Here is an 18,916-nt window from a genome sequence, read left to right on the forward strand (position 1 = left end):
CCCCTGGCCTTTCCGGCCAGAGAAACTTAACGTGACAACACCCACGGTAGATGGGCTGATAGTGGAAACGGCACGCATTTACCTTGAGCAGATTGAGACATTTTCGACGCGGATTCTATCTCTCGAAGCTGTCCTAAAGAAAGAAGCCGCACGGTCTGACGCTTCATCGCGTATGATGACCATGCCCGGTCTAGGGCCTATCACGGCTATGGCCATTGAAGCATTCGCCCCCACGCTGAGTGTCTTCAAGCGCAGTGGGGATTTTGCTGCATGGTTGGGTCTTGTGCCGCGCCAACATTCGAGTGGCGGAAAGCAGATTTTGGGACGTACATCGAAAATGGGGCAGCGCGATATTCGGCGTTTGCTCATAATCGGTGCCATGTCGATAATACGCTGGGCAAGTAAAAAGGCGCCAATACATGGAACGTGGCTTCATGCGATGCTTTTACGTAAACCTAGAATGGTCGTTGCCATAGCTTTGGCAAACAAGATGGCCCGCAGCCTTTGGGCAATGCAGACAAAGAGGGAAGATTATAGAGATCCGCTACTGACTGTCGCGTAAGTTAAATCGGCAAGTTAGAGCGGAACGACGGCGTGTGAGGAGGTCAACGGATAGTAAGGACAATGATCGGCAAACGGTTCTGGAAACGCATCCGGGTCAATGGGCTTAGAGCCCGTAGAAGTGATTTTGCACCAGAACCGCTAAGCTCCATACCGGCCAGCGGCTATGTGAATGCCGCAAAACAGGCCTGATACATGACCGCACCCGATCGCACGTCTAAATTATCCAAATTCCAACTTGCACAAATGGGGGTATCCATACATGACCCGGTGGGGGTGCGGACGAAAACTTGGACTATCAGGGAGGTAGTTCATGTATTCCTACGAAGACCGGATACGAGCAGTTGCGCTTTACATCGAGCTTGGCAAGCGCCCGAAAGCGACTATTCGCCAGTTGGGCTATCCAAGCAAGAACGCTTTGAAGGCCTGGTACCTGGAATATGAGCACCATCTCGATCTGCGTTTAGGATTTGCGCCCCGAGCGCCTAAGTTCACACAGGCGCAGAAGGAAGTGGCTGTTGAACACTACCGCACGCATGGTCGTTGTGTTTCTGCAACGATGCGCGCCTTGGGCTATCCCGGTCGTGCAACGTTGACAGCATGGGTTCGTGAGGTGTTTCCCGAAACTAGCAAAGCTGTCACTGGAAGAACTGGACGTCCACGATACCCTGATGCGCTGAAGAAGGCTGGCGTCGTCGGACTTTATAATCGGCAAGAAAGTGCACAGGCTTTGGCCGAAAAGCTCGGCGTATGCAGACCGACACTGTATAACTGGAAAAACCAGTTACTTGGTCCGGAGGCTCCCGCAATCATGAAACGCAAGAACAACTCACCGCCAGTGCCAGAGAGAGAAGAATTAGAGCGCCAGCTCGAAACACTGCAGCACAATATTCAGAAACTGCAGCTTGAGCACGACCTTTTGAAGAAAGCGACCGAACTCATAAAAAAAGACCTGGGCGTCGATCTGCAACTTCTGAGTAATCGGGAGAAAACGCTGTTGGTTGACGCCCTCAAATACCTTTATCAACTCCCTGATCTGCTTACTCAGTTGGGATTGGCGCGCAGCTCATATTTTTACCATCGAACTCGCATGAGGATTACCGACAAGTACCTCACTATTCGTCAAAACATCACCGAAATTTTCGAAGCCAACCGTCGATGCTATGGCTACCCCAGGCTACAGGCGTCATTAGCCAAACAATCCGTTACAATCTCAGAGAAGGTTGTGCAGCGCTTGATGAAACAGGAGAACCTGATCGTTGCCACGCCAAAGCGGCGGCGATATCGCTCTTATCTCGGAGAAATTAGTCCGGCGCCTGAGAACCTTATTAATCGCGACTTCCAGGCCGCAGGCCCAAACGAGAAATGGCTGACCGATATCACTGAATTCCATATCCCGGCTGGCAAGGTATATCTCTCGCCCATCATCGACTGTTTCGATGGGTTGGTTATAAGCTGGTCTATCGGAACGAGACCAGATGCGGAATTGGTCAACACGATGCTCGATACCGCAATAGAAACTCTCACAGGTACAGATGAGCGGCCAATAGTGCATTCTGATCGGGGTGCACACTATCGCTGGCCGGGTTGGCTATCGAGGATCAGTGATGCGAAGCTGGTGCGCTCAATGTCCCGCAAGGCGTGTTCTCCAGATAACGCTGCATGCGAAGGCTTCTTCGGAAGGCTAAAAACAGAGTTCTTTTATCCCAGCGATTGGAAGAACACCACACTCGAGCAGTTTATCAATGAAGTTGATGGCTACATTCGGTGGTACAACGAGAAGCGGATTAAGATATCACTTGGCGCACGCAGCCCAATCGAATATCGAAACTGTCTTGGCATTGTGACGTAAAACCAGTCCAAGTTTTTATCCGCACCCCCAAAGTTTGCCGCCGCCGTATCGTTGGACGGACTATAAAGCACAGACACCCCTTCATTGGGACATAGAGGCCACCCAGAGAGTGATTATCGTTTGCATACCACTAATTCTTATTCACACTTCAATCTCGCGCCAGCGGGCAAAATAGATGAAATCGATCAGAATGCAGATACGATCACGGCTCAAAGAAGAGGCTGTCGAAAATGAGCAGTTGATATCCTGAATACTTCGTTCGTTGCCTTATTGGATAACGTTTCTATTCTATTGAATACTGTAAACACAGGTTAATAATGAAACCGCAACTGCGCAATTTCCAAACTCTGAGAATTGCCCGTTCCACTGACACGATAAACCATGCGATCTTCCTGAGAGATGCGGCGCGACCACCAACCAGTCAAGTCGCCCTTTAATGGTTCAGGTTTACCAGTTCCCTGAAAAGGCGTTCTCTGACACTGTTTAATCAGTTCATTGATGCGGTCGCGCGTCTTATTATTGGTATTCACCCAATACAAATAATCTTCCCAAGCTTGTTCCGAAAAAACAAGCTTCACTTGATCAACTCACGTTCTTCGCCGTTGCCAGCTTCGAGCTGGGCGATTGAAGTACGCAAACGCGCAGCGTTGTGCGGCGTTGACAAGAGGTGAAGCGTTTCATTTACCGCGTTCCATGTTTCTAAGGAAACAACAACGACGGACTCACCATTTTTACGCGTCACGACGACTTCCTGTTTGTCGTTGATTGCGCGGTCCATCACATTTTTCAGTTGCGCGCGCGCGTCCGAGTAAGTCATTACATCCATGAGAGCAATCCTTTCGTATCGCACTATATATGTACAATATCTGGTACAATTAAGGCGAAACTTCAAGCGCGTCAAGAGTTGCCTGGTTCGTCAATGTCAGAAGAGGATTTTTGCTCTGTCCTCACACCTCTGAATGAACACCTGAATTTGGTAACAATTTTTTTGAAAGAACGGAGGGAATAATAGCAAGTTTCCAAGCGGCCAACGTAGACCTAACAGACTTTTTGGTGAGCTTTTGATTTGAACTTCGAGTTAAGAACAGCGCCTCCTTTTCTCATGAGAGGCAAGCGCCCGCTGTTTCAGAGCGCCAGTCAAGAATCCTGGCTCCAATTCAAAGCCGTCGGATCACGTTCCCATACGCGTTGAAAACAAATGAACTGCAAAGCGGTCACTCGGCATCAACACACCAAAGACTTGATGGACTTGGGATGGCTTTTCCACACTCACCTTTTGGTTTTCAGTAAGGGCAATGGGCCATTAGATTGTGCCCGTTTGTAAAATGAATGGGTTGCATCTAGCCTTGCAACTCCCCATTTTTTGGTCATGATAAAGAACACAACCTTTCGGCACCCTGTCATTATCTCTCCAGGCGATATTGATGATATGGGACACGTCAACAACGCGGTATATCTGCGCTGGGTACAAGAGGCTGTTATCAGCTATTGGCAGGCTAAATCCTCAATCGAAAACCAAGCTCAACTCCTTTGGGTGGCCCTAAAACACGAGATTAGCTATCATGCGCCGCTGTTTTTAAACGACAGTGTAGAAGCTCTGGTAACCGCCACAGGCATGAAGGGATCACGCGCCTTTTTCACGACCACTATTAAGCGCAGTGATGATGTGGCAACGGAAGTAAACAGCTCCTGGTGCTGCGTTGATGCAGAAACCCGTCGCCCGCGCCGGATAGACGAAAACATCGCCCGAATATTTCTACCGGGATAGACCGCGCAATTAGCTCGATAGGGTGTGATCTGTTGAATTCACGCTGAATTTGACCTAGTTTTGTTTTTGATGTTGATCAGATAAAGTGGCACTGTTACTTTAACGAGATTGCGGACGTGGCTCATTCTTTGTGGCATCTGTCATGCAGATTTCAGGCACGCTATTTCACGCCACATGTCAGTGGCGGCTTGTCGTAACTCACGATGATCAGCGGCATCGAATTGGTTGCAGGGGAAATAATATATGTTGTAAATCGGATCATGTATCGACGTGAAGTTTAGCACATGTCGCGCCGATTTAAAGCGCTTCATAACATGCTCCCGTCGTCGGATCGGCTGATGCGAATTCTCTGCCCGATTGTTCAAACCCTTATGCTGGCGATGATCGCAACCGCTAAGGCCTATAGCTCGTTTGGCAGCGCCATAAGATCGTAATTTATCGGTGACCATAACCCGCGGTGCACAGCCCTGAGCAGAGAGAAGCTTGCACATGAAACGCTTGGCAGCCGTGGTATTGCGGCGTTTCTGGACCAGAACATCTATCACGAAACCATCCTGATCAACCGCTCTCCAAAGAATGTGATGCTCACCTTTGATCGTAATGACAACCTCATCCAGATGCCATTTTTCACCAAGGCGTGGTGTGCGGCGACGGATATTACTGGCATAGGTCCGTCCGAAATTCTCAGCCCATTCGTACACAGTCTTATGTGTGACGAAGATCCCACGATAAGCCAGCATATCTTCGACCATACGAAAGCTCAGTGGAAAGCGGAAATACAACCAGACAGCTTCCGCGATAATCTCAGCTGGATAACGATGGCGACGATAAAGCGAGGCACGAGGTTCTGTCATACCCTATTATCGTTGCTGACGTTTACACTTTGATTAAGGTAACGGTGCCCTGCCGGGTGGTCAGCCGGAGTTCGGCCGCTGCCCGCGCGATGACAGTCTCTTTTGGGCCGCTGCTATCAAGAACCTTGTCCAGTTCGCGCGCAATGCGGCGTGCCGTCGACCATTGCTCGTTCGAGATATTGCGAGCTATCGGTAAAATTCGATCGTTCCAGGGCATGGCAAGGTGCCGAATTGAAATCGTTAGCGATAAGTCGCCCTACTTTTATCGCGTAAGTGCAAAGGATAAATGACGTTTCTACGTTTGAAATTGGGAAGTAAAAGCCACACCAGTGAAGCTTTAGCGCGGCTCGACGAGCGGCTTGCTCCTTCGCCGGTCGGCACGGGACTGATCGAACGGTTCCATTTTGCCGACGCCTGCGCCTCGCTGTGGCTTGATGACGAGCTGGTCGAAATGGAGGATCTGATCCTGCATGATGCGGCGCGCGATATCCGTTCTCCCCAGACATGCTCTGACCATTGCCCGCGACGTGTTGCAGATGCGAGGGCGCATCGCCACGCATGCGCCGGACGGGCGCTGAGCCCAAGCGGTTTGCGCAGTCTGCGGCAGGGGTGGCTGGTAGCAAAGCCTGGGTGTGACGGCATCGGCGCGGACAACGAAATTGCCGCCGTGCAAAAGGCGACAGTTGATTCCCAGGGGAGACACGACCGTTTGGATGAGGGGGTCGCGCTGCTCGGCATCGATCTCATTGCCATTGACGCGGTGCTGGCGCGGTCCGAAGACGTGCTGGCAAGGGTGAAACAGCCACAACGGCTGGCGAAGCCGGAGACAGACCCGCTGAGCCGCGATCCCGAGTGGGATGAGGAGCGCCCAAGCCATGGGTCAAATGGCTTTGTGGGCCTGTAAACATTAATTGTACCGCAATTTTCGGGAAAGGGCAGGCGCTGGGCGAAGCTTCGACCGTAGATCGCACCATTCAGAAAATACTGCACAGCAATGACATGTCCACCATAGACGTTGATCAGCGGGCAGGGCTTTTGGCATTTCAACAGACCGAGGGTTTGATGAATCTCATGTCGCAGATGATTTGGACCCTTGAAATCAGTGAGAACCAGCAGCTGGTCACAAAGACAACCCCGTCTTCTAAGTCAAGGGCGGCGGCCCACCAGACCTACCGGGGTACGGTTTTGGGTTGGGCAATCCGTATGCAGCTATTCCATTTCCCTTGAGCCTAGAGTTAATACTTCGAATCGACTGGCGTCGAGACGGATCGTGAAAGAAGTTCGGCCTAGAACGCAGACGCGCTAAACTAACAAACCAATACTAGGCAAAACACAAGGAACGGCTGCTGTCTTCTAAGCCAGGACGAAGGACTTTGCGTACTTGGGATGAAGTACAAAGCTCCGGTGAACCACATTAAATTACGCGTACCATCTCCGAATATAGATGTCGTGCACAAACTGTAGGCATCTAGGCCAGATCTGATGGCAGCTCTGATCAAAGTAGCTAGGGTAGTGGAGAGAGATGGGCCATGCGAATTGCCGTTCTTGGTTGGGGAGCGCTAATTTTGAACCCTCAAAAACTAGAGGTCAAAGGGGAGTTTAAGATTGGCGGACCGCCGCTCCCAATGGAATTCACTAGAGAGGCCGCTAGGGAGCGGGTCTCGCGGGCATCAGGGCCAGCGGCCATATTGTGTCGCATAAACAGGCGCGAGACATGACAGCACCCAGCTCGCAAGACTGTAACATCACCAAAATCAAAGTGCCAAACGGGCGTCATCTAGACATGACAACACCATCCTTTGGCCTTGGTAAGGCAAACACAACCACCGATTGACATGAGAAAATTTGCATGATAGCGATTTTAGAAAATGAATTGCACTAAACTTAACTACAGAGGCATCAATAAATTATCGCAAGTTAAATGGTGAATTCCGGGGGGATTTTTTGCGAACGAATGAGTCTTTATACAGGAGCTGGAAAGGGTTTTCTCTTTCTCTCCATGATCTTCCACTGTTTCTCATTTAGAGGGGATTGTTGGATGGATCCTCTCGACATAGCCGATTCAGCGTGGGTATCGACAATAATTGATGCGATTCGAGAGGGCCGCATTTTTCTTGCGGTTCAAGGAGTACACTCGGTAACAGATGTTGACCGGTTGCTATACGGCGAGTGCCTTGCACGACTTCTGAATCGCGATGGTACAGTCACAAGCGCTCGCGAATTCATTCCCATCCTCGATATATGGGGTAAAACCCCGCTTCTCGATCAACACATGATCAAGCTCGTACTTGACGAATTGGACGCTGATCCACGTGCCGTTTTGGGCTGCAACATCTCTACAGACGGCCTCACTGACGCCGAATGGTCATTGATTTATCGTCAGTTGGTCGAACGTGCTCATTTGGCTCACCGTCTGGTCCTTGAAATCACCGAAACGCGACCGCTCGGCGACATTGTGACCACCAACAGATGTCTGGCGGCTGCGCGTAAGCTCGGTTGTCTCGTTGCTGTCGACGACTTCGGAAGCGGTCAAGTCACACCCTGGCAGCTGCTACGGCTGGAGGTCGATATCGTCAAGATCGACGCCGCATTCGTGCGAGACATCAAGGAATCCCATCCTCGGGGCAACAGCCTTCAATTCATGATCGGACTGGCAAAATGCGCAGCTCCGACCGTCATCGTTGAGGGCGTCGAAACCAATACTCACTTGATCGATGCAGTGATGGCCGGGGCTACCCATGCCCAAGGATACCATCTGTCTCGACCAGTATTTCTGCATTCAAACGAGCCTGTGTTCCAGGCTAATTCTGAGGGTAAGACATGTCATTAATTTCCAGAGATCTGGCGCGTGTACTGGGGTCAACCGCCATTGCACTGGTTCTAACAGGCGCAGTTGCGAAAGCTGAGCCCGCAGTTACAACGGATGGAGCCGCATATCGGTATTCTGCGGGCGGCACGGATACGACGAGTGGTAACACTTTTGAAGCTGCCACGAGCGGGCCGACAAAGCGGGCATGGGGCATGCTCGTATACAATGGCTCGATTGCGAATGTCTCCGATACAGCTGTCATCACGTCTGGAGCCAAGGCTCACGGAATTCAGGTCGGTGCCAAAGGTGGCAACGCAGACGGTGCAGATCATTCAGCAATCAATCTCGGCAACGGCGTGAATGTTACGACGAGCGGAAATGATTCTTATGGTCTTCATGCTATTGATGGCGGCACAATCTCTGGCACAGCGACTGTCGGTACAACGGGTGCCAGAGCTTACGGCGCGTTTGCAGAATCTTTCTCGACAATCGATCTGACTGGCGGCTCTATCACCACGAGTGGCAGCCTTGCATATGGCCTGCTCGCGAACAACGATATGAATACTGTCGGCGGTAAAATCATCGCGACGGATGTTGATATAGATACCGCTTCCAGCTGGACATTCGGTGCTTATGCCAAGAACGGCGGCGAAGTTACGTTAAACGGTGGCTCGATCACGACAACAGGTGAACGCGCTTATGGCATTCTCGCCAGCAACGGAGGCATCGTCAATTCAAGCGCCGACGTCACAACCTCATTCGATAAGACCCATGGCGTTCAGGCTGGCGAAGACGCCAATAATCCGGGTGGTAAGGTCAATCTTTCAGGGGGGAGCGTCACCACTGGAGGAATCTTCTCTGTAGGTCTGCATGCCGTTCAAGGTGGAACGATCCAGGGCAACACATCAGTTACGACAACCGGTGTGAACGGACACGGCGCATTTGCCGAGAGCGATTCCGTTATTTCCCTCAACAACTCTACAATTATAACCAACGCAGATGCAGCCTACGGTTTGCTCGCCAACAACGATAAAAACACCGTTGGCGGCACGATCACGGTCGTAGACACCGTCATCACGACGAATGGTGTTCATTCTTATGGTGCGATTGCTGATAACGGTGGCCAAATAAGCCTGACAGGCGGTTCAATCACTACTGCGAATGACAAAGGCAAAGGAACGCAAGATGGCGATGGGTCGCGCGGCTACGCTCTCTTCTCGCAAGGCGACGGTTCTTTTGTCAGTGCAGACGGTACGACAATCCACACAGTTGGCCAACGTGCCTACGGCGCATATGCGTACAATGGCGGCGATGTTGACCTGAAAAACTTGTCGATCACGACCGAAGGTTTCATGGCCTACGGTGTGTATGCATCTGGTACAGGATCTGTGCTCAATGCCGAGAACGTCAACATCACCACTTCTGGCGACGTTGGCGACGCTGCATGGGCCTATGCGGGTGGCGTTCTTAATCTGAACGGCGGTACGTATAACATTCTCGGCGAGCAGAATTCCAATTCCCCACATGAAAATGCCAACGGTCTTATTGCTGTTGGTGGTACGGCAACAACTGATGGCGGCGTGATTAACGCTGAGAACCTTGTGATTAATACCACGGGCGCTGACAGCTATGGTTTCCGTGCTGGCGCAGTAGTTGGCAACGAGCAAACGTTCGGTACGATAGATCTGAAAAACACCACTATTACTGCATCTGGTGAGAACGCCTATATCGGCCAGGTTCAGTATGGCAGCACACTCACGGTCTCGAATTCCACACTGAATTCCGAACGTGGGATCGGCATTGGACTGACTGACAGCGCCAATGTGACGCTCAACAATACCTCGATTATCTCCGGTAAGGAAACGTTCGAGTCCACATTCACGAAATCTGGTCAGACCCAGAACCTGAGCTTGGGCGACGGCACGACCGCAACGCAGAATAACGGAACCCTGCTCAAGGTAAATCGTGAAGCAGCTGGCGGCGACGGTATCGTCAATCTGAACCTGCAAGCTGGATCTTCATCGAGCGGCGATATCGTTGATACTGACGCTACGAAGACGACCGGTCTCACCAATGTCAAGGTTGAGCAAGGTGCGACCTATAATGGCAAGATCGAAGGCATCACTGATCTGGACGCCGAATCCGGCACAGAACTGACTTTCGAAGCTGGTACCGAGATCGCGGGCAACCTGACTGGTACGAACAGCACCTTCAATTTCGATCCTTCAGGTGCGAATATCGGCGGCGATGTCGAGTTGAATAACGCTTCCTCCACCCACGGCGGAAGCATCGGCACCCCAATTACCGTTGGCGGCAGTGTCCTCGTTGATCCGACCTCCATTATGGGCGGCAATTGGGATATTGCTGGTGATCTTTCCGCGAATGGAACGATCACACCCGGCAACTCGATTGGCGTGATAACGGTTGGGGGCGACGCCACATTCGGTGCAAACTCTGTTTATGCGGTCGAAATCGCAGGCGACGGAACGAGCGACCGTATCGATGTGACCGGAAAGGCAACTCTGCAAGGTGGTACTGTCGAGGTTACTGCACTTGACGATAAGGTGAGCTACCAAGACGGTCAGACCTATACGATCTTGACTGCAGGCGGCGGCGTTGACGGCCAGTTCTCTGAAGCCGTATCGAAGTCGATTTTCCTGACAGCTGAATTGCAGCATCTGGCAAACGCGGTCGATCTGACCGTGGGCCTAGTTTCTGATCCTATCGATCCAGAGAACCCGCCAGTCGTATTCGAAAAGGTGGCACAGACGAACAATCAGTTAGCTACCGCTCGTGCGCTGGATAGCCTGGAACAAAGTGGTTCGTCGCTTGAACTATACAACTCGGTTCTGTTCCTGACGAGCGAAGACGAAGCCCGTGATGCCTTCAATCAGCTGTCGGGCGATACGCATGCTTCGGTTAAGACGGGTCTGATCGACACCGCAAACTTGACTGCTGATGCAATCAATAATCGCCTTCGTTCAGCTTTCGCAGGTGTGGCTGCCAAGGACGCACCTGTCTTGTCGTTCGCTCAGTCGCCGAAAGGCAGTGCACCGCAGCCGTTCGAAGCCGTTGCGCCTGCTTCATATGATTACGGCGTATGGGCTTCGGGTTTCGGTTCGTGGGTTGATCACGACGGAAACTCAAATGCAGGCGGCCTGAAAACTACAACGGGCGGTTTCTTGTCCGGCGTAGATGTAGGATTTGCTTCAGGATGGCGTCTCGGCGTTGTCGGTGGTTACAGCCAGACCGATCTCGATGCCAAGGGACGTTATGCTTCGGCGACGAGCGACAATTGGCACCTGGGTATCTATGGTGGCAACCAGTGGGGTCCGATTGGCTTGCGTGCTGGTCTCGTGCAAACTTGGCACAGCATCGACTCTTCACGCTCGGTTTCCTATACTGGTTTCAGCGACAGCCTCGATGCTGATTATGATGCCCGTACGTTCCAGGCATTCGGTGAACTTGGTTATCGCATCGATACGGCAGCGGCATCCTTTGAACCGTTTGCCAACCTGTCGCATGTTCGTTTGCATACCGATGGTTTTACTGAAAAGGGCGGTGCGGCAGCTTTGTCAGTTAACAGCGAAACGACCAACACCACCTTCACAACCCTTGGTCTGAGGGCATCGGCTCTAGTCCAGCTTGGTGCCACCACCGCCAATCTGAAGGGAACTCTCGGTTGGCGTCACGCTTATGGTGACATCACGCCGGAATCCACACAGTACTTCGCAGGAAGCAATGCCTTTACCGTCGAAGGTGTCGCAATTGCCAAGGACGCGGCGCTGGTCGAAGCAGGCTTTGATGTCGCGATCACAGAAGCATCGACACTAGGTCTGAGCTATGTCGGCCAGTTTGGTAACGACACCACCCAGAATGGCTTCAACGCCGCTTTGAATGTGAAGTTCTAAAACAAGTTTGGAAATCGCGACGCCCCCTCAAACAGAACAAGCATAGCGATTTCCATAGATAGGACTTTGGGTTGACCCTGGGTTCTTAACTTGCCGCCCAGCCAATATGGTTGGGCGGCTTTTTGTGTAAGCTTCGCAAGTATAGTCAGGTAAAGTCTATCCCAATTTATGGGGATTTTTGCTCACAATCCGCTGGTTTTTCGTAGATTTCTTCTTAAAAATACTTCATAAATTTGAGAATATAAAAATGGGCAATATCTTCGCATCGTCCATTCGAATGCGAAGATCAAACTTGGGGCACACAGACGCTGCGGTCGTAAAGCGTCTTGGGGTAGGAAACATGTCAGTATCGCGAAATACTTCGCGCCGCGTTATCGCGGCGTCCATACTCGTGTTGTCTTCGACAACACTCATTTCATCAGCGCTAGCTCAGAGTGTATTTTCAGGCGGTACGCTCATTATCTCCGGTGAACAAACCGTCGCGGATGACTTTGATTTGTTAACATCGGGGACGGTTCAAATAACCAGCGGCGGCAATGCAACACTAACTGGGAATATCGTCACAAATAGTAATATGTTGACGTTCTCTACGTTAGGCACGGGGCTGGTTACCGGAAATATTGATGGCGGATCCAGCCTCATCGATAAAACTGGCACTGGAACACTTGTAATTGACGGTCAGATCAGCGGCGGTGGCACGGGTATCTCAGTACGAGGGACGCTCGTCCTTAACAATGCTAACACATTTGGCGGCGGCTCAGGGTCCATCCTTCTTAGCAACGGCACTATCATAGCGGGCGATAATAATGCCCTTTCAACAGCGCGAATTACGACAACTTTTGCTACAGGCACTCTCTCTGCCAACAAAGACGTAACATTAGCCAACAATTTCAGTCTGAACACCGATACCGATCTCGCGGTAGACACGGCCGGACATCAGATATCTTTGACGGGCAGAATTCAGGCGAATTCAGGCGGTGGTTCGGCGGCGCGGCTTATTAAGAACGGTGTGGGTACGCTTACGCTTTCAGGAAACAACACTTATGCAGGCGGCACGGTTCTCAACCAGGGTACGCTTTCTGTTTCCTCTGATAGCAATCTCGGTGACGTCAATGGAGGACTAACCTTCGATGGCGGCGAACTCAAATTTGGCTCGGCCTTTGATTTGTCGACGTCGCGCACAATCAATCTGTCGGCAGGTGGTGGTACCATCGACATGGCAGGGATCGAGAGCACGATCAGAAGGGCAATATCAGGAAGCGGTGGCCTGACAGTCAAGGATAGTAGCAATTCCGCAAATGGTACGCTGACCTTGGAAGGCATGAATGATTATACTGGAGCAACCACGATTGCCGACGGCGCGACATTAGCTTTATCTGGTCAAGGGCGCGTGAACCAATCAAGCGGCGTTCATGTTGATGGAACGTTCGACGTTTCCAATGCCAGTTCCGCACAGATTAACAACCTTTCAGGCCATGGAAATGTCGCGCTTGGCAGCAATTACCTGCAAATCAATAACGCCGCTGGAACGTTTAGCGGTGTGATCTCCGGCGTTGGCGGCGTAAATATCGGTAGTGGACAACAAGTTTTCACTGGTACCAATAGCTATACAGGCGGGACAGGCATCATGGCTGGTGCTGTCCTGGAGTTAGGAAATGGCGGTACTGAAGGATCAGTCGCTGGCAGCATAACCAATTATGGCGCGGTTGTTTTCAATCGCTCAGATGACGTCCTCTACAACGGAGAAATTACTGGCAATGGTCTTTTCGCCCACGTCGGCAGCGGAAAGCTCACTCTTACCACCACCAGTAGTTCAAGAGGCGACGTCCTTATTGGGCCTGACAGCACACTTCAGCTGGGCAACGGTGGCACGACAGGGCACATAGGCGGCACCAACTTCACTGGCACAATTACCAACCTTGGCACCTTAATCTATGATCGCTCGAATGCAGTTTCCTGGAAAGGCGTTTATGCTGGTGACGGCGAAATCATCAAGAAAGGAGCCAATACGCTCACTCTGACTGGAGACAGTTCCGGGTATGCAGGTTCTACCACGGTCAAAAGCGGTAAACTGATTGTTGGAGACGCACTCGGAAACGGTAAACTCGGCGGCAACGTGACGGTGTTCGACGGCGCAAGTCTCGGCGGTTATGGCACGCTCGGTTCTGGCGCAGGTTCTCTCGTAAGCATCCAATCCGGTGGCATTCTCTCACCTGGCAACTCGATTGGAACGTTGACGATCAATGGTGACCTGACACTTCAGCCTGGCTCCTTTCTTATGACTGAGCTGTCAGGTAACGGCACTGCCGATCTCGTCAATGTCACAGGTCGTGCAAACATTGGCGGTTCGCATCTCGTCATAACGGCACTCGATCCAGAGATCAGCTACAAGGCAGGCCAGAATTACGACATTCTGACAGCAGGCAATTTAGTCAGTGGTCAATTTGCTGATGTGACTTCGAACTCAGCGTTTCTGACCTTCACACTCGATCCAGAACAGAGTTCGAACGCCTTTAACGTTGAGCTGAAGCCTATTGCAACCGAACCGGAACCGAGCAATCCAAATCCTGGTGGCAATCCGGGAGAAGGCGAAAACCCGAAGCCAACCCCTCTGTTTACAACAGTGGCAAACACGCAAAACGAGTTTACAACCGCTCAGGCACTGGATTCCCTCGCCCAGACCGGAAGTTCTCTGGCCCTTTACAACAAGCTCTTGATGCTCTCCGCTCACGAAGCCCGAGCTGCTTATGACAATCTGTCTGGTGAGGCATATGCGTCTGCAAAAGGTGCGCTTGTCAATCAGTCGCATTTCATCAACAGCGCAATTACCAGTCGTCTTCAACAGGCTAGCGGCATGACGCCGACGGCACCTGTGGCAACCATGAACTATGTGTCAGCACCCAAGGAGCCTGAAGCCTTCGAGGAAATGACACCCGAGCTGGACTCTAAAAATCTCTATACGGGATGGGGATACGTTTACGGCGCTTGGAGTGAACAGGATTCGACCAGCAACACTAGCCGCATGAAATCGTCAGTTGGCGGCTTTGTAACAGGTATCGACAGGCTTGTTTATGAAAACTGGCGTCTGGGACTCCTGGCTGGCTATAGTCATACCTCCTTCGATGTCGATAGCAGAGCATCAGCCGGCAGCAGCGATAACTACACCATTGGTGCTTACACGGGCACCGAATGGCAGATGTCTGACGGCAACGCATTGGCTTTCAGCTCCGGCCTTGCTTACACTTGGCATCAGTTGGATATGAACCGATCTGTCGCTTTCCGCGCTTTCAATGATAGCTTGAGCGCTGAATACGATGCGGGAACCTTCCAGATATTCGGTGAGCTCGGATACAAAATCCGACTCCCGAAGGCTGTGCTCGAACCGTACGCCAATTTGTCCTATGTGCGATTGAAAACTGATGCTTTCAACGAGGACGGCCAGACGGCAGCAGCGCTATCCATGGAATCCGACACGACGGACACCACGTTCAGCACCCTCGGATTCCGAGCTTCGACTACGTTTGATCTGGGATCGATCCCCACTACCGCACGCGCTGATCTTGGCTGGAGACACGCCGCAGCAGGAGACGTGAACCCTGTTTCGACCGCGAGCTTCTTGGGCTCGAACACTTTCACCGTGACTGGTGCGCCGATAGCCAAGGACACCGCCATTATCGAAGCCGGGTTGGATTTTGTGCTGTCGAAGGACGCCACACTTGGTCTGTCCTATAGCGGTCAGTTCGGCTCTGGAGCACAACGAAATGGCGTCAACGCGTCATTGAAGGTTAGCTTCTGATCTTTTCTACCGACACTGACCGAAAGAGGGCTACGGCCCTCTTTTTGCGTTCGTAGCAAAAAGGAAATGCCTGAAGCTATGAATTACTGGTGGTAAGCATACGTCGTCGGAGTCGAAGTTTATGCTTACACAGATAATGTCCAACGAGGGCTTGGAGCTGGAATCATGAAATTTGTTACCGCAATCGGAATTGCGTTACTCGCAACTACTGCGACATCTGCGAACGCGCAATCTTTACCGCGTTATGACCCGGCAACTTATTGCAAAGGGGTCTCGGACTTCAGTGGAGGCTCGTCAGTTGTTTACAAAGGATGCATTGAGATGGAGCAGAGCTCTTACAATGAGCTGAAGTCCAATTGGTCTGGGCTTACTTCGTCTATACGCAATCATTGTGATGAGGTTGCTAGATTTAGTGATGGCTCATACGTCATCTTGAAAGGCTGTGTTGACATAGAAGCCGATGCGGCAGCGTCGACACCAGATTTAAAGTTTTAAGAGATCAGCGATATGAAAACACTTAACCTTGTGATCGCGCTGGCGGCTGCCACCTTCATTTCCTTTACAGCGGGAGCAGCAGACCAGCTTTGGGTCAAGATCGGCGCCATCGAACGCAAGACGTGCCCAAGCGACAAGTGTGGAACAGTTGGAAAGCTTTTCTTCCGTGAGTCTGCGAGAATTCTGGAGACGCAGAACGGCTGGGGCCGTGTAACGCGGGTTTATGATGCCTCGTGTTCAGGAGGCAAATCCCAATATGTGGATTCAGGGAGAGCAGTCTGTGACAAAGCGAATGGTATCGTTGATGGCAAATTCGCCGAATGGATTAAACTCGATGGTCTGTCTAAGGAAAGGCCTGCGCCTGCTAAAGCAGGAAATTCCGCAATCGAGCAGGCTTTAAAAGATTCCGACCGATACGAGGACCATAAAGATCGCTTCATTGCCGCCGCCGATGCGCTAATGACCTCAGGTCAATGCACGCTGCAAGATTTTATTGATGAGGGGGGCTGGATGCGCTCGACACAAAAAAGCAGAGGTGTCGGCATCTACTTCACCTATTGTGACGGAGGTTCGAAGCGCGTTTATCTCGACGTGAACACGGGCAAGGTTTCCACAAATTAGAAGATAAAGGTCTGTTTGTTTCTCTGATGTAAACAACGTTAAACGCTACTGGGTGTCTGCAAAGGCTCGATATACTGAACAACAAACTTACCGAGTTCCGAAGGGACATATTCAGCTATCTTCCCCGTTGGCCTCTGTTTCTCACGGTAATTCTCAACATAAATTTCCTGCTCAGGTACGGCAGTGAGGAGGCCCATTGCGGCAAGATCTGCATATGCTAAACGGAAGTTCAGGACACTCTGTTTTTCAACATACCGTACAGTTCCCTCATAATTAAACACCTCAGACGGGTACTTTAGAGCGGATGGATCAGAGAATGTAGGCTGACCAAAATGCAGACCTTCAAAGTTGCCAGCCTTGACCTCTCCGTAGGTGTAAGATCTGCGTGGCTTCACTTCCCATTGTAGCCGAATGATATGATACTCTGTTAGCCGATCTATTATACCCAAAGCAACATATGCAGGAGCTCGTTCTTCCTCATCGCTGGCTATCGTACCTCGAGCCGCGACTTCTTTGAGCGCTTCTAGCTTTTCAGCGCCGCGCGAGCGAATAGCAATCTGTACGGAGTGACGCAGGAATGCACTAATATCATCGTTCTGTATCAACGATGCAGGGTCAAACACTGCATTTTCGGCAAGTTCTTCTAGCCTATTGGCAAGATCCATCATGAAGCGGTCTCGCCTTTTGACGGCGGGATCCGATACCAAAAGGTCGAACAACTCTGAGGCTGTCCCTGACGCTCCTGGCGGCAGAAACTGGATAATGGACTTAGTTAAAAACTTCAATACCTTGTAGGTGTGTTCGCCGTTTGTTGGTTGTGTTAGATCTTCCATGTCAACCACCAATGTCTAAATGAATACAAGTCTCACCAAATACTGGTCAAATCACCTTTTCGATGAACTATTGAATGCGATTTGCAGCCTTTGCGATTGAAAAAGACCGCTCTATCGTCTTTTCCCGAGTAAACAATGACGTGATCCGCCTTTAAGACGGCGTCAGTGTCCGCTTTGCAAGACTTGCCGCCGCACCACATCCGCGAGTACGCTTGAACGAAGTCTAGAACATCGCGATTGTTATCGCCCTCCCATTCTTCCGTGTATCCCAATTGCATCATGTTGTCCGAAACTTGGCTCATAGTTCTACAAGCCGCATTCGCATAGCTTGAGAAGGCCGTCATTGTAATGGCCATCGATATCAATAGTTTCTTCATGTTGCCCCCTTGTTAGTTCATTTCCACTTGCTAGACCAGGTGCGCAAACAGCTTTAGCGGCGCTGTACTGAATGGAAAAGCTGGGGAACAGCGTTATCCGGGTAGTTTTAAGCAATGAATGGTTACGGCACGCCTAGGCACTCGAAATGCCCCAACCCGATGTAACCAGCGGAAGGCGGTGGCCGACAGTTTTCCATTACCTGAGACTACGGTTAATGGCCCTTTTGCGACGTAGAATTGTACAGCCGATGAACCTCTGACCAAAGTTGGCGCAGTGTAAATCGACCGCACATGTCGTACGCCCTCTATATTAAACCGTTTCACTCGAACTATTAACTATTGCGCGAACGGCACGGGCTGAAATCTTATATTTCTTAGCAATTTCTGATATGGAAGTCTTTCTCATAAACACGCTTTTTATTTCCTTTCGCTCGTTGCTTTTCACTTTTCGCGGCCGTCCTAAATGCTTTCCTTTCAATCGTGCTGCTTCCATCCCAGCCCTGGTTCGTTCGCTAATAAGAGAACGTTCAAATTCAGCTAACGCGGCCATAATATGAAATATTAGCCGTCCACCAGAAGATGTCGTATCGATACTCTCCGTCAACGACTGAAATTCGACACCTTGCATTCCAAGATTATTCACAAGTTCAACGAGATTAACGAGAGACCTACCGAGTCGGTCAAGTCGCCAAACCACCAACGTATCTCCATCGGAAAGGTGATCCAGTGCTCCCTGAAGCCCCGGTCGATTAGATACTTTCCCGGAAACGCCTTGATCTGTGTATATTTTGCTACATCCTGCTAAACGAAGGGCATTTAGCTGCAAATCAAGGTTTTGATCGTCTGTAGAAACCCTCGCATAACCAATCCGAGCTGCTTCTTTTTTTGCTTTTACTAGATCTACGTTCTTCTTTTCTGTCCGTGGGCGCATAGTAAATATTCTGAGCTTCGCCATTTATCTTAACGCCATTCTTGTTCTCGCGAACCCCCCTTGGCGTTGACATAAAGGGAACCCTTTTGGCATGACGTTAACAGTGAG

The 18,916-nt window shown here is 50.9% G+C and carries 16 protein-coding genes; 9 read left to right on the top strand and 7 right to left on the bottom strand.

The genetic code is table 11. From position 1 onward, the window contains the following. Together CEV34_RS00005 and CEV34_RS00010 are read left to right on the top strand one after the other, a co-directional pair. Positions 1-562: transposase (locus CEV34_RS00005; RefSeq protein ID WP_143853285.1), on the top strand; the 562-nt coding region annotated here is incomplete at its 5' end. Between the two features lie 312 nt (positions 563-874). Then, a complete protein-coding gene (locus CEV34_RS00010; RefSeq protein ID WP_094542961.1) occupies positions 875-2,413 on the top strand; it encodes an IS3 family transposase in 1,539 nt (512 codons plus the stop codon). Positions 2,414-2,724: 311 nt separating this feature from the next. Here CEV34_RS00010 and CEV34_RS00015 read toward each other — a convergent pair whose 3' ends face one another. Then, positions 2,725-2,991, bottom strand: coding sequence for a Txe/YoeB family addiction module toxin (locus tag CEV34_RS00015; protein ID WP_094542963.1), 267 nt, complete (start codon positions 2,989-2,991; stop codon positions 2,725-2,727). Then, positions 2,988-3,239, bottom strand: coding sequence for a type II toxin-antitoxin system Phd/YefM family antitoxin (locus tag CEV34_RS00020; RefSeq protein ID WP_094542965.1), 252 nt, complete (start codon positions 3,237-3,239; stop codon positions 2,988-2,990). The genes CEV34_RS00015 and CEV34_RS00020 overlap by 4 nt, the downstream gene beginning before the upstream one ends. 543 nt (positions 3,240-3,782) lie before the next feature. On the opposite strand from CEV34_RS00020, the gene CEV34_RS00025 reads away from it, so the two are divergent. Then, positions 3,783-4,181, top strand: a complete 399-nt coding sequence (locus tag CEV34_RS00025; RefSeq protein ID WP_094542967.1) for an acyl-CoA thioesterase — start codon at positions 3,783-3,785, stop codon at positions 4,179-4,181. A 140-nt stretch (positions 4,182-4,321) separates the two neighbouring features. Here the strand turns inward: CEV34_RS00025 and CEV34_RS00030 are convergent, their stop codons facing one another. Continuing rightward, complete coding sequence (locus tag CEV34_RS00030; RefSeq protein WP_094542969.1) at positions 4,322-5,035, bottom strand: IS6 family transposase; 714 nt, start codon at positions 5,033-5,035, stop codon at positions 4,322-4,324. 22 nt (positions 5,036-5,057) lie between these two features. Next, a complete protein-coding gene (locus CEV34_RS00035) occupies positions 5,058-5,252 on the bottom strand; it encodes a hypothetical protein (RefSeq protein WP_094542971.1) in 195 nt (64 codons plus the stop codon). A gap of 69 nt (positions 5,253-5,321) precedes the next feature. On the opposite strand from CEV34_RS00035, the gene CEV34_RS00040 reads away from it, so the two are divergent. The 6 genes from CEV34_RS00040 (at position 5,322) to CEV34_RS00080 (ending at position 16,667) form a co-directional block, all read left to right on the top strand. After that, a complete protein-coding gene (locus tag CEV34_RS00040) occupies positions 5,322-5,939 on the top strand; it encodes a hypothetical protein (protein ID WP_235818995.1) in 618 nt (205 codons plus the stop codon). A gap of 1,134 nt (positions 5,940-7,073) precedes the next feature. Further along, complete coding sequence (locus tag CEV34_RS00055) at positions 7,074-7,865, top strand: EAL domain-containing protein (protein ID WP_179253445.1); 792 nt, start codon at positions 7,074-7,076, stop codon at positions 7,863-7,865. Beyond that, positions 7,856-11,755, top strand: coding sequence for an autotransporter domain-containing protein (locus CEV34_RS00060; protein ID WP_094542980.1), 3,900 nt, complete (start codon positions 7,856-7,858; stop codon positions 11,753-11,755). Before CEV34_RS00055 ends, CEV34_RS00060 begins: the two co-directional genes overlap by 10 nt. Before the next feature lie 574 nt (positions 11,756-12,329). Further along, complete coding sequence (locus CEV34_RS00070) at positions 12,330-15,551, top strand: autotransporter domain-containing protein (RefSeq protein ID WP_094542985.1); 3,222 nt, start codon at positions 12,330-12,332, stop codon at positions 15,549-15,551. 165 nt (positions 15,552-15,716) lie between these two features. Beyond that, positions 15,717-16,046 carry a hypothetical protein gene (locus tag CEV34_RS00075; RefSeq protein WP_094542988.1) on the top strand — a complete coding sequence of 110 codons (330 nt, stop codon included), beginning with the start codon at positions 15,717-15,719 and terminating at the stop codon, positions 16,044-16,046. Positions 16,047-16,058: 12 nt separating this feature from the next. Further along, positions 16,059-16,667 (top strand): hypothetical protein, encoded by a 609-nt coding sequence (locus tag CEV34_RS00080; protein WP_094542991.1) that lies wholly within the window; start codon positions 16,059-16,061, stop codon positions 16,665-16,667. Positions 16,668-16,705: 38 nt separating this feature from the next. Here the strand turns inward: CEV34_RS00080 and CEV34_RS00085 are convergent, their stop codons facing one another. From CEV34_RS00085 to CEV34_RS00095, 3 genes are all read right to left on the bottom strand, one after another. Beyond that, entirely contained in the window at positions 16,706-17,500 is a 795-nt protein-coding gene (locus tag CEV34_RS00085; protein ID WP_094542993.1) for a hypothetical protein, read from the bottom strand. A 32-nt stretch (positions 17,501-17,532) separates the two neighbouring features. After that, positions 17,533-17,877: a hypothetical protein gene (locus CEV34_RS00090; RefSeq protein WP_094542996.1), complete on the bottom strand. Its 345-nt coding sequence runs from the start codon at positions 17,875-17,877 to the stop codon at positions 17,533-17,535. A 310-nt stretch (positions 17,878-18,187) separates the two neighbouring features. Then, positions 18,188-18,832: a recombinase family protein gene (locus CEV34_RS00095; RefSeq protein WP_328589882.1), complete on the bottom strand. Its 645-nt coding sequence runs from the start codon at positions 18,830-18,832 to the stop codon at positions 18,188-18,190. Positions 18,833-18,916 lie beyond the last annotated feature (84 nt).

The sequence above is a fragment of the Brucella pseudogrignonensis genome (assembly GCF_002252525.1).
Classification (GTDB): Bacteria; Pseudomonadota; Alphaproteobacteria; order Rhizobiales; family Rhizobiaceae; genus Brucella; species Brucella pseudogrignonensis.

Coding starts and splice junctions, on each gene's coding strand:
- CEV34_RS00055 (WP_179253445.1), top strand. CDS start 7,074: ATGGATCCTCTCGACATAGCCGATTCAGCGTGGGTATCGACAATAATT.
- CEV34_RS00070 (WP_094542985.1), top strand. CDS start 12,330: ATGTTGACGTTCTCTACGTTAGGCACGGGGCTGGTTACCGGAAATATT.
- CEV34_RS00020 (WP_094542965.1), bottom strand. CDS start 3,239: ATGGATGTAATGACTTACTCGGACGCGCGCGCGCAACTGAAAAATGTG.
- CEV34_RS00095 (WP_328589882.1), bottom strand. CDS start 18,832: ATGGCGAAGCTCAGAATATTTACTATGCGCCCACGGACAGAAAAGAAG.
- CEV34_RS00035 (WP_094542971.1), bottom strand. CDS start 5,252: ATGCCCTGGAACGATCGAATTTTACCGATAGCTCGCAATATCTCGAAC.
- CEV34_RS00085 (WP_094542993.1), bottom strand. CDS start 17,500: ATGGAAGATCTAACACAACCAACAAACGGCGAACACACCTACAAGGTA.
- CEV34_RS00040 (WP_235818995.1), top strand. CDS start 5,322: ATGACGTTTCTACGTTTGAAATTGGGAAGTAAAAGCCACACCAGTGAA.
- CEV34_RS00010 (WP_094542961.1), top strand. CDS start 875: ATGTATTCCTACGAAGACCGGATACGAGCAGTTGCGCTTTACATCGAG.
- CEV34_RS00030 (WP_094542969.1), bottom strand. CDS start 5,035: ATGACAGAACCTCGTGCCTCGCTTTATCGTCGCCATCGTTATCCAGCT.
- CEV34_RS00090 (WP_094542996.1), bottom strand. CDS start 17,877: ATGAAGAAACTATTGATATCGATGGCCATTACAATGACGGCCTTCTCA.
- CEV34_RS00060 (WP_094542980.1), top strand. CDS start 7,856: ATGTCATTAATTTCCAGAGATCTGGCGCGTGTACTGGGGTCAACCGCC.
- CEV34_RS00080 (WP_094542991.1), top strand. CDS start 16,059: ATGAAAACACTTAACCTTGTGATCGCGCTGGCGGCTGCCACCTTCATT.
- CEV34_RS00025 (WP_094542967.1), top strand. CDS start 3,783: ATGATAAAGAACACAACCTTTCGGCACCCTGTCATTATCTCTCCAGGC.
- CEV34_RS00075 (WP_094542988.1), top strand. CDS start 15,717: ATGAAATTTGTTACCGCAATCGGAATTGCGTTACTCGCAACTACTGCG.